Origin of the sequence: Steroidobacter sp. (genome assembly GCF_016790065.1) — a bacterium.
In the GTDB taxonomy this organism is placed as follows: Bacteria; Pseudomonadota; Gammaproteobacteria; order Steroidobacterales; family Steroidobacteraceae; genus Steroidobacter.
In genome coordinates, this window is sequence record NZ_JAEUPY010000583.1 from 1 (window position 1) to 10,675 (window position 10,675).

Consider the following 10,675-nt stretch of genomic DNA (forward strand, 5'->3'; position numbering starts at 1 on the left):
CGGCTCGCCGTTCATGGTCGGCGACAAGCAGCGTGAGTGGTTGCAGAAAGATCTGGCCAAGGTGAAGAAGGACACGCCCATCGTGGTGTTCTCGCATTCGCCGCTGCAGAAGATCTACAAGGGCTGGAATTTCTGGACCGAAGACGCGGAGCAGGTGCAAGCACTGTTGGCGCCGTTCAATAAAGTCACTGTGTTCTACGGGCACGTGCACCAGATCCAGTACAACCAGGTCGGCAACATTTCGTTCACGTCTGCGATGGCGACTGCGTGGCCGTGGCCGTATCCGCAGAGCTATGCGCAGGCTGAGCAGTTGCTGCCGAAGCTGACGGTACAGATGAATCGCGCCGATCCGTTCTTCGAGCGTGATGCGACCGGTTGGCAATTCATCGACGTGAACAGCGGTCGTGCCAGTGCGACCTTCAATCTGTACAACAACAGCACACGCACGGTGGCGTTCGATCCGCAAGCCGGCCATCCGAAGGACCAGACCTATCAGGATCCCGACAAGCGAATTTCGCCCCAGGTGCACTACTAAAGCCACGGCAAGCTAAAGACGCCAAGGTAACTTTATGAAAATCGCATCCGTCATTGCTTGTGCGGCGCTGGCTGTCGGCGCCTCCGGTGTGGCCAGCGCCGATGAGTTCAGCAAGGAAGATCTGGCTCGCTGGCAAGAACAGTTCGACGGCGTGGTGAAAGAAGGCCGCGCTTTGTGGACCGATGCCAAGCTCGGCACCAACGGTGTGGTGTGCGCGCAGTGCCATCCCAACGCCGCCAACACGCATCCGGAAACTTATCCAAAGTTCCAGAAGCAGCTTGGCAAGGTGGCCAACCTGTGGGAGATGATCAACTGGTGTTTGCGCAATCCGCTGGAAGGTGAGCAGCTGGCCGCAGATGACCCGAAGATGACTGCGATGCTCGCCTACGTTGCTTGGGAGCGTCGCGGTGTGAAACTCGAGCCGGGTAAACACTGATGGCCGCTCGTTTGATTCTTGCCGCCGCGGCGCTCACGTTCGCCGCGGTGTCTCACGCCGGTGAGACGCCAAAGATCGATCAAGCTTCGTTGTTGAAGCGGATTGAAAGTAAAGACTCGTCGCTGGTCATTCTCGACGTACGCTCGCCGGAAGAATTCAAAGCCGGCCACGTGCCCGGCGCCATCAACATTCCGTACACGCACCTGCCTTCGCGCATTTCCGAAGTCGCCGATGCCGCTGACAAGGACATCGTCGTTTATTGCGCCATCGGTGTTCGTGCCGAGCTCGGCGCCGAACGCCTGCGCGAAAACGGCTTCACCAAGCTGCTGCACCTCGACGGCGACATGAAAGCTTGGGAAGAAAAGAAGCGACCGCTGGTCAAATAGCGGTCGTCACTGTTCAGCTCAACGCCTGATCCAGATCAGCGATCAGGTCCTCCGCACTTTCCAGGCCGACTGAGAGACGCAACAGATTCTGCGGCGTGACCGAGTGCGGGCCTTCGACTGACGCGCGATGTTCGATCAGCGATTCCACGCCGCCTAGACTAGTGGCACGAATGAACAGCTGCGCCTTGGCAGCGACGGCGAAGGCTTCATCGCGGCCGCCGCGGACGGCGAACGACAGCATGGCACCGAAGCCGCCTTTCATCTGTCGTTGCGCAATCGCATGACCGGGATGCGTATCCAATCCCGGATAGAACACACGCTCGACGTTCTTATGACTTTGTAGAAATCCCGCCAGCCGACTGGCGTTATGCGTTTGCGCGCGAACGCGACAAGACAGCGTGGTGAGGCTGCGACGAATCAACCAGCAATCGAACGGTGACGGCACGCTGCCGGCGGTCTGCTGATAGTCGCGCAGCTTCTCCGAAAGCCCACCGCGATCGCGCGTGATGAGCGCCCCGCCCATGACGTCGCTGTGGCCGCCGAAGTACTTGGTGCTCGAATGCATCACCACGTCGGCGCCCAGTTCCAGCGGTCGTTGCCAGACCGGCGTCGCGAAGGTGTTGTCACAACAAACCAGGGCGCCGCGACCGTGCGCCAGATCGGCGATGGTTTCGATGTCGCTGATGTTCAGCGTCGGATTGGAGGGTGTCTCGATCCAAACCAACTTCGTCTCTTTACGAAGCGCATCGCGTACGGCATCGATCCGAGTCATATCGACGAACGTATGCGTAATGCCCATTGGGGCAAAGACGTCGCGCAGTTGCTTGGCCGTGCCGTGATACGACTCAATGGGAGCGATCACGTGATCGCCGGGTCGGAGCAGGCTGAACACCGCCAACGACGCGGCTGAGCCGGAGCTGTAGGTCGTTGCATCCTCACCGCCTTCCAGCGCAGCGATGCATTCTTCCAACGGGCGGCGAGCGGGGTTGTCGGCGCGGCTGTAAGAGAAGCCGCGGGAGAATTCGCCGTCGGCATCTCGCTCGAAGGTCGTGCTCAGCTGGATCGGCGGGGCGACCGCACCGGTGGCGCGTTCCACGTCGCGTCCGGTGTGTATGGACAGAGTTTCGAACTTCATCGCAGGCTTCCTGATCGACAGCCCCGCACTTTACTGCATAGTTCGCGGGCTGACATGTTCATGCCCCATTTCGGGGCAGAGCTATGATCCGCCGCCATGAACCCCGCCAAACCGCGCACCGTCGACGTTCCCGATATGCCACCGCCGAACGGCCACTACGCCTACGCCATCGAGCATGGCGGGGTGATTTATGCCTCGGGCCAACTGGGGCGCGGGCCCGGCATGACGGACTTGGAAGCTGGCGACATCTCCCAGCAAACCCGTCGCAGCCTGGAAAGACTCGAAAAGGTACTGCGCGCGGCGAACAGCGACCTGTCCGGTTTGCTGAAAGTGAACATCACTATCGTGAACATGGACGATTGGCCGGCCGTGAACGCCATCTACAGCGAAATGCTGGGAACGCACCGGCCGGCCCGTGCCGTCATCGCGGCAAAATCATTGCACTTTGACGCCTTGATCGAGATCGAGGGCATCGCCGCCGTTGGCTAGCGCTCGGCTGTCCGCCTTCTTGGCCTTCACTTCGATGGTTGGCGGGATCAGCTTGTACATCACCGGCGTGACGATTCGCGCGATCAGCGTCGACGACACCAAGCCACCGATGATGACCCACGCGAGCGGCGAGTACATGCCGGCGTTTTGCAGCGCCAGCGGTAGCAGGCCGCCAATGGCCGTGGCGCTGGTCAACAAGATGGGCAGGAAACGAATCTCGCCGGCGCGTTCGATGGCTTCATCCAACGGCATGCCATCCGCTCTTAGCTGATTGGTGAAGTCCACCAGCAAGATGGAGTTCTTGGTCTCGATGCCGATGAGCGCGATGAAGCCGATGGTCGCCGTGAACGAGATGCTGTAACCGGCCAGACCCAGCGCCAGGATGCCGCCGGCAATACCGAAGGGCACCACGCTGAGCACGATGAGCGTGCTCTTAAAGCTGCCGAACTCCAGCACCAACACTGCCACGATGCCGAGCAAGGCGACGATAGTGGCTGCCTGCAAGCCGCCGAAACTTTCGGCACGGCTTTCCAACTCGCCACCTGGCACATAGGAATAACCGCGCGGCCATTGCATTTCATCCAGCCGTCGCAGCACTTCAGTCGTCACACGATCCGTGTTGTAGCCATTCTGAACCTCAGCATTGATGGTCACGGCGCGCGAACGATTGAACCGATCGACCTGCGTCGGAGCTGCAGCGAATTCGATCTGCGCCAGCTGACTCAACGGCAAAGTAGCGCCGGTCAGTGTCGTCACACGCACCTGATCCAGCGCATGAATGTCGGCGCGTTCGGCAATCGGCGTGCGAACCATGATGTCGTACTGCTCGCCGTCGGTTTCTTTGTAACGGCTGGCGGGAATACCAGCGACAGCCAAGCGCACGGCGCGATCGAACTCAATGGCGGGCACGCCGAACAGCGCCGCCTTTTGCGAATCGATCTTCAACTGTAGATTGGTTCGCTTGATGCGCACAGGATTCTCGACATCACGCGTGCCTGGCGTTTCCTTGATGAGCTGCTCGACGCGCGTGGCCAACCTATCCAGCTCGTCCAAATCGGAACCGATGACCCGAATCGCGATGGGCGCGGTGATCGGCGGGCCGTTCTGGAACTCCTTTACATAGATGTGTGCACTCGGATAGCGCTTGAGCTCGCGACGTAGCTGTTCCAGTTTCTTGGGCGTGTCGCTGGTGTCATAGCTCTTCAGCTTGACGAAGATGTCGCCGTAGTTGCTGGCGCCTTCGTTGCCGAACTCGTTGTAATAGATCTTGGGGTTGCCGCGGCCGAGATTGGTGAAGTACGAGGTCACTTCGGGCATCGCCGCCAACTGGCCTTCGACAAACTTCAACGCGCGATCGGTCTCGGCGAGGCTGCTGCCGTCGGGAGTTTCGACCGTGACGATGAAGTTCGGCGTATCGGCCTTGGGGAACAGGCTGAAACCGATGATGCTGCCGACACCAATCATGATGACGAAGCATGCGATCAGCGAACCCCACACGGTGAGTCGCGGCTTGGCCAGCGCCCGATGCAACAGCGGTTGATAGAAGCGATGAATGCCCCGCTGCACCGACTGCAACAGCTTGTTGCCTTCGGGATTCTCATGCTTGCTAAGAATTCGGCTCGCCAGAAACGGAATGATGGTCAACGCGATCAACAGCGACGCCACTACCGTAGACAGCACGGCCGTCGGCAGCACGCGAATGAATTTACCCGAGGGGCCGGACAGCATCATCAATGGCAAGAACGCGAAAATGATGGTTGCGGTACAGCCTAGGATCGCGAGGAAGATCTGCCGCGTGGCTAAGATCGCTGCTTCTGTGCGTGAGTGCCCCTCACGCAAGAAGCGCGAAATGTTCTCTACGACCACGATGGAATCGTCCACCAGCAAACCCAGCGCGACCACGAAGCCGGCGATGGAAATCTGGTTCAGCGAATAGCCAACCATGTGCAACGTGGAGACGCCGATAGCCAGTGACAGTGGAATCGAGATCATCACGATGCTGGCGGCGCGCAGGCCGAGCGGTAGCAATGTGATCGCCACCAGCGCGATGGCGATGGCGAAGTCGGTAGTCAATCGATTGAGTCGGGTCGCGACGTTGTCCGATTGGTCGAAGCCCAGCTCCAGCTTGATGCGCTTGGGCAGCTGCTGCTCGAACTTCTCGGCCGCGGCGACAATGCGTTTGCGCACCTCGAAGATGTTGTAACCGTCTTTCTGATTGGCAGTGACGAACACGGCGCGCTGGCCGTTGTAGCGGCCAATGTATGTGTGTTCCTGCGTGTCCCAATTCACTTCGGCGACGTCGCGAATCCGGACGGTGCGGCCGTCGACGGCAGCTATCACAGTATCGCGAACTTCATCCAACGATTCGTAGCTGCCCGAGGTCTTCACGCTGAAGCTGCGGCTGCCGACATCGATGGCGCCGCCGGGAACAGTCGTGTTCTCGCTCTGCAATGCCTCGATCACTCGGTTCGGTGCGAGTTTCAACTCAGCCATGCGAGGCAGATCGAGCGCGACGCGCAGTTCACGCGCGGGATAGGCCCACGTTTCCGAAGTGCGTACACCGTCGACAGCTTTCAGGATGTCTTTCAGGTCGCGCGCTTGATCTTCGAGTTCACGATACGGCGCGTCGGGCGACACCAGGGCGAACTGCACGATGTTCACCAAACCGGGATTGCTCTTGCGAATCTCCAACCGAGCGATCTCGGCAGGCAGGGTCGGACGCAGCGCATTGATCTCGCGCACTACCTCGTCGTACTTCTCTTCAGCGTCGGCAGTGCTGTAGAACTCGGTGATCAAAGTCGCCAGGCCGTCGTTACTGAACGACTCGATCTTCTTGATGTCGTCCAGCTCGCTGATCCGATCTTCGATGGGCTTGACCACCAAGCGCTCCACATCGCGCGGTTCGGCGCCAGGGTAGGCGACGATGATTTGATAAATCGGAATGGGGAAGTAAGGATCTTCCTGCCGCGGAATGCTCAGAAAAGAAGAAATGCCGAGCGCCACCAGCATGGCGAACGCCACCAGCGTGAACTGATAGCGCTTGATGGGAAATTCCAGGAAGCTCATGGGGCTACTCCCGGTTCGCAGCCACTGGCTCGGCGATGGTCACTTCCTCGCCGTCTTCCAGATACTGAGCGCCGTCAGTGATGACTTGCTCGCCTGCTTCCAACCCCGAGTTCAGTGCCACGGTCTCGCCTTCGAGGAAGGCCACTTCGACCTGGCGCTGACGAGCATGTTTCTGATCGAGCACGAACACGCGCGCGGTGCGGCCGTCGCCTTCGACGATGGCGCCGATGGGCACATAAACGCGCTCGCCGGCCTTGGCCGTGGCGGGAATGATGGTGAGCTTGGCGACCAGGCCGCTCTTCAATGGCAGATCGGTCGGGTCGATGGACACCTCGATGCCGAACATGCCGCTGCCCGCATCCGATGCGCCGGACACTTCAGTGACCTTGCCGTTCAATGTCTGGCCGGGCAGGGCGTCGAGCCGGACTTGCGCGGTATCGCCGAGCTTCACCTGCACGATCTCTCGATCGGCCAAGCCGGTGCGCACCACAAAGCCTTTGTCCTTGGCGCCGAGTACCAGAATGGGGTTGCCGGCTTGAACCAACTCGCGCTCTTCCGCGAGTCGGCGCAGCACGGTGCCATCGTGAGGAGCGACGATAGCTGCGTAACTCCAGTTGAACTTGGCGGAGTTCAGCGCTGCATCGTTCACCGCTAGCTGTGTGCGCAGATCCTGGAGCTGTTCGAGGCTGATGACTTTGTCGGCGTACAAACGTTCGCCGCGTTCGAGGTCGCGTCGCGCTTTCTCATGAGCTTGTGCGGCCTGCTCCACTTGCGCGTTGATTTCGGCCTGCTCGATTTCCGCCAGCTTCTGGCCTTTGCGCACTTGCTCGCCTTCAGTCACCGCCAGCCGACGAATCACGCCGCCGACTTTGAACGACAAGCGGATTTCATCTTCGTTGGCCAGTAAGCCATTGGTGCGGATCGACGGCGCCGCCGGTCCGGTGACAGCAGGAGCCGTGCGCACTCGCGCCAGCTCGACGGGCTGCTGATTCTCGGCGCCGCTGTTACACCCGGCTACACCGAGCAAACAGACGGACAAAAATAACGGCGGAAGAACGCTGTACAGGCGCGGCATGACTCAAACTCCTGGATCGAGCGGGAGATCTCCCGTCGAGGTCGCATATTCCAGCTCGGCGCGACGCGCCAGCACGTTGAAACGGGTGAGGTTGTGGTTTAGTTCGGCACTGGTGAGCGCACTGCGCGCGTCGATGAATTCGACCTGGCTGATCACACCTTCGTCGCGTTTGCGACTAGCGATGCGAAAAGCCGCGCGCGCTGCTTCAGCACGAGCGGCAGCGGTGGCGAGCGAATCTCGTGCAGTAGCCAGCCGATCGTAGGACTGTTGCACTTCCAGGCGGATCTGCTGAGCAATTTCCTCCTGGCGCAACACCAGTTGTTTCTCGGCAGAGCGCGCTTGATGCACGCGGGCGGTATCGCCGCCGCCATCGAAAATGCGCCAGGTGAAAATCAGCGAGGCGGTGCCGAAGTTGTAGCCTTCGCCGAAACGATACTCCTCGCCTTGGGTGCCGGCATCGACACCCAGCGACAAGGTTGGCCACTTCTGCTGGCGAGCGATACGAACTTGCTCTTCGCTCGCGCTCCGCAAGTGTTCGACCTGCGCAATCTCAGGGCGACGATCGAGCGCCATCGACCAAAGCTGTTCGAGCGCGGCATCGGCTGCAGCCGAGTTTACCGGTGGCGCCGACGGCTCGATGGATGTCTGCAGTTGGCGATTCAGTAAGAAGTTGAAATAGCTCTGCGCCTGAGTGGCCAGGTTTTGCGCTTCACGCTTCTGCTGTTCGACATCCAGCAGCTCGGCCTTGGCGCGTAACACCAAGTCTTCGGTGATCTTGCCGTTGCCGAACAAGGATTCGTTGACGCGCAGGTTCTCTTGCAGCAGGGCTTCGCTAGCCGCAACGATCTCGACCGAGCTGCGCGCCTTCAACCAGTCGACGTAGGAAACGGTGATGTCTCGGCGTAGCGCGCGAGCAATTGCCATGCGGTTGAAGCTGCTCGCATCCAACAATGCGCGCTGAGCGCGAACCGCAGCGGGAATGGCCGGCGCATACAACGGCTGACGTAACATCAGCCTCGTGTCCTGCTCTTCTTTACGAAGAAAGGGGATGCTGGTGTCGGAGATTTGCGGAAAGCGTTCCGGCTGACCTTGCGCGACCAACAGTTCGTTCAAGGTCGAGTAGACGGGATTGAGCGCGGTGCCGAGTGGTACATCGATGACGCGGCCGCCTTCGGCGCGCGTGTATCGAGCTTCGAACGAGAGCTGCGGGAAGAATCGGGAACGCGCTTCGCTGAGTGCCTGGGAAGCTTTGTCGACTTCGAGCGTTTGTCCCTGCAAAGCCAGGTTGCTGCGCAGACCTTCGGCGACGTAGTTCGAGACCAGGGTGTCGAAGTCGCTGGCGGGCGGCGTTTGCGCGCCGGCGGCGCTGGCGCCCAAGCACAGGCCGACCATCATTAGGGTTCGCAGCGCTGGCATGTCCTATCCACAGTTGTTTAGTCGTTAGACAAGTGTCAAAAATGGCTCAAATAAAAACCAGCGCTAATCGGTCAATGACGGCCGGGTACCGGCCAACGTGTAACGGATCAAAGCGATGGCCTGCTGAGTGAGCTGGGGGACGCTGATACCGGCTTCAGCCAGCGGCCGCGCCTTGGTGATCGCAATCTGCGTCAGGCCATGGGTGAAACCCCACAGCACGCGGGAAGTTACTTGCAAGTCGCCGAGGTCGGCGCGAATGCTGCCATCACGTTGGCCTGCTTCGAGCGAGGCCACGACCACGTCGTGTACCTTCATGCCCATCTGGAACGCGGCCGCTTCGTGCGAACCGTCTTCTGGGGTGCCGGTCGCGCGCTGTTCGAGGCGGGCGCAGGCGTCGAAATAATGGGGAAATTCCATCCCGAACGCCATGTAGGCCCGGCCCATGGCTTCGATCTGATCGATACCACCGCGAGTGCGCGCACTGGCGTCCTCGAAGCGCGAATAAAGTACGGCCATCGCGCGTTCAGTGATGGCCAACAACAACTCGCTCTTGTCCTTGAAGTACACATACACCAGGGCGCGGCTCAGTCGCGCTTTCTTCGCGACGCTGTCCATGGTGACTGCCTCCCAGCCCAGCTCGCGGTACAGCTGCTCGGCCGCGTCGACGATTTCAGCTCGTCGGCGGTCTTTCTCTTCCTGGCGGCGGTCGGCGATATAGGACATGGGCGCTATGGTGCGCTCGCATTAGACACAGTGTCAATGACTAAATGGCTGTCTAAATCAGTGGGGCCGCGCGTATTTCGCGCAATGGCCGGGATTCTCGGACGCGGTCACAGTCCGCCCCGGGGATGGGGCGCCGTGGGGACGGGCGCATGAGCTTCGAACACGACTATTTCAGCACCGATGTCGACGAACAACGCGATGGCGACTGGCTAGCGCGCACGCTGCCCATGCTGGGCGGTTTGGAAAAAGAGCTGCTGACGGCGCTGGTGGACGAATTCGACTGGTTGGCCATTCAGGGCGGCACGACCTTGTTCGAAGCAGGCGACGCGCCGGACGCCTTGTACTGCGTCATCAGCGGCAGCCTTGGCGCCTTCGCATCGACCCCGGCGGGTGCGCGTCGTTTAGTTGGGCGGATTGCGGCCGGCGAACTGGTCGGCGAGATGGCGTTGATCTCCGGCAAACCTCGTAGCGCAACGGTCATCGCTCTGCGCGACAGCGAGCTGGGCCGGTTGTCCCGTTCTGCGTTCGAACGAGTGATGCGCCAGCATCCGGAGTGGCTGCTGCGAGTGTCGCAACTCCTCGTGCAACGACTCGAGTCGTCGCAATCCCAGTCGCAGGCGCGCGCTCAGCGCTCGATGCCGAGAACCTTCGCCATCGTTCCTCACGATGGCAGCGACGGCGCAACGGTATTCGCGGCCAAGCTGGTGACTTTCCTGAATCGCATCGGCTCTGCCGAGTTGGTTTGGAATCAGCGCGGCGCCGAGCGAACCACCGAATGGTTTCATGCGGTGGAGCGAGCCAACGAATTCGTCGTCTATGTTTGCGAGACGGCGGCCACCAGTTGGAGCAAGTTGTGTCTGCGTCAGGCCGACGTGATTCTGTTGCTGGCCGACGCGGATTCACAGCTGGCCGATTGGCCGGCGCTGCAGGGCTATCTGGAGCGCAACGTCATCGGACAACGGCCCGAGTTGGTGCTGTTACACAAAGGTTCGGCAGCACTGGGACACACGCAACGCTGGCTCGATCTCAAACCTGGATTATCACATCACCATATTCGCGGTCCAGCAGATATCGGCAGACTGGCACGCTCGCTGACGGGCACAGGGTTGGGTGTCGTGTTGTCCGGTGGCGGCGCGAGAGGGTTTGCTCACATCGGGGTGTTGCGCGCTTTTCGTGAGGCTGGCATCGCCATCGATGCCATCGGCGGAACAAGCTTGGGCTCCATCGTCGCTGCTGGCTACGCATTGGAGTGGGATCAACAGGAATTGCAGGAACGCGTGCGTCGCAGTTTTGTCGCGACCAATCCGCTCAACGATTACACGTTGCCATTGGTGTCGCTGGTGTCGGGGCGCAAGGTGAGTCGTTTGTTGCACGATGAGTTCGGCGACGTCGCTATCGAAGATCTGCCGCTGAC

10 protein-coding genes are annotated in these 10,675 nt (G+C 60.4%); 5 read left to right on the forward strand and 5 right to left on the reverse strand.

Annotation, left to right across the window (positions count from 1 at the left end; all coding sequences use genetic code 11):
* From JNL55_RS24155 to JNL55_RS24165, 3 genes are all read left to right on the forward strand, one after another.
* Positions 1-535: metallophosphoesterase family protein (locus JNL55_RS24155; RefSeq protein WP_293860213.1), on the forward strand; the 535-nt coding region annotated here is incomplete at its 5' end.
* Positions 536-569: 34 nt separating this feature from the next.
* Positions 570-971: a hypothetical protein gene (locus JNL55_RS24160; RefSeq protein WP_293860216.1), complete on the forward strand. Its 402-nt coding sequence runs from the start codon at positions 570-572 to the stop codon at positions 969-971.
* Positions 971-1,357, forward strand: a complete 387-nt coding sequence (locus JNL55_RS24165; protein ID WP_293860219.1) for a rhodanese-like domain-containing protein — start codon at positions 971-973, stop codon at positions 1,355-1,357. Before JNL55_RS24160 ends, JNL55_RS24165 begins: the two co-directional genes overlap by 1 nt.
* Positions 1,358-1,370: 13 nt before the next feature.
* Here JNL55_RS24165 and JNL55_RS24170 read toward each other — a convergent pair whose 3' ends face one another.
* Positions 1,371-2,492, reverse strand: a complete 1,122-nt coding sequence (locus JNL55_RS24170) for a trans-sulfuration enzyme family protein (RefSeq protein ID WP_293860222.1) — start codon at positions 2,490-2,492, stop codon at positions 1,371-1,373.
* 96 nt (positions 2,493-2,588) lie between these two features.
* Between JNL55_RS24170 and JNL55_RS24175 the strand changes: the two genes are divergently transcribed.
* Entirely contained in the window at positions 2,589-2,981 is a 393-nt protein-coding gene (locus JNL55_RS24175) for a RidA family protein (protein WP_293860225.1), read from the forward strand.
* On the opposite strand, the gene JNL55_RS24180 is transcribed toward JNL55_RS24175, so the two are convergent.
* The 4 genes from JNL55_RS24180 to JNL55_RS24195 form a co-directional block, all read right to left on the reverse strand.
* A complete protein-coding gene (locus JNL55_RS24180) occupies positions 2,928-6,047 on the reverse strand; it encodes an efflux RND transporter permease subunit (protein ID WP_293860228.1) in 3,120 nt (1,039 codons plus the stop codon). The two genes, JNL55_RS24175 and JNL55_RS24180, sit on opposite strands and share 54 nt — an antisense overlap.
* Positions 6,048-6,051: 4 nt before the next feature.
* On the reverse strand, positions 6,052-7,122 hold the full coding sequence (locus JNL55_RS24185) for an efflux RND transporter periplasmic adaptor subunit (protein WP_293860231.1): 1,071 nt from the start codon (positions 7,120-7,122) through the stop codon (positions 6,052-6,054).
* Between the two features lie 3 nt (positions 7,123-7,125).
* The gene (locus tag JNL55_RS24190; RefSeq protein ID WP_293860233.1) at positions 7,126-8,538 is read right to left on the reverse strand and encodes a TolC family protein; all 1,413 of its coding nucleotides are present in this window, start codon (positions 8,536-8,538) and stop codon (positions 7,126-7,128) included.
* Between the two features lie 63 nt (positions 8,539-8,601).
* Positions 8,602-9,261 (reverse strand): TetR/AcrR family transcriptional regulator, encoded by a 660-nt coding sequence (locus JNL55_RS24195; RefSeq protein ID WP_293860236.1) that lies wholly within the window; start codon positions 9,259-9,261, stop codon positions 8,602-8,604.
* 149 nt (positions 9,262-9,410) lie between these two features.
* On the opposite strand from JNL55_RS24195, the gene JNL55_RS24200 reads away from it, so the two are divergent.
* A partial coding sequence (locus JNL55_RS24200; protein WP_293860239.1) for a cyclic nucleotide-binding and patatin-like phospholipase domain-containing protein occupies positions 9,411-10,675 on the forward strand: 1,265 nt, incomplete at its 3' end.

What these genes read in the sequence shown, in the direction of transcription:
- JNL55_RS24165 (WP_293860219.1), top strand. Translation starts at nt 971, where the DNA reads ATGGCCGCTCGTTTGATTCTTGCCGCCGCGGCGCTCACGTTCGCCGCG.
- JNL55_RS24175 (WP_293860225.1), top strand. Translation starts at nt 2,589, where the DNA reads ATGAACCCCGCCAAACCGCGCACCGTCGACGTTCCCGATATGCCACCG.
- JNL55_RS24160 (WP_293860216.1), top strand. Translation starts at nt 570, where the DNA reads ATGAAAATCGCATCCGTCATTGCTTGTGCGGCGCTGGCTGTCGGCGCC.
- JNL55_RS24185 (WP_293860231.1), bottom strand. Translation starts at nt 7,122, where the DNA reads ATGCCGCGCCTGTACAGCGTTCTTCCGCCGTTATTTTTGTCCGTCTGT.
- JNL55_RS24180 (WP_293860228.1), bottom strand. Translation starts at nt 6,047, where the DNA reads ATGAGCTTCCTGGAATTTCCCATCAAGCGCTATCAGTTCACGCTGGTG.
- JNL55_RS24195 (WP_293860236.1), bottom strand. Translation starts at nt 9,261, where the DNA reads ATGTCCTATATCGCCGACCGCCGCCAGGAAGAGAAAGACCGCCGACGA.
- JNL55_RS24190 (WP_293860233.1), bottom strand. Translation starts at nt 8,538, where the DNA reads ATGCCAGCGCTGCGAACCCTAATGATGGTCGGCCTGTGCTTGGGCGCC.
- JNL55_RS24170 (WP_293860222.1), bottom strand. Translation starts at nt 2,492, where the DNA reads ATGAAGTTCGAAACTCTGTCCATACACACCGGACGCGACGTGGAACGC.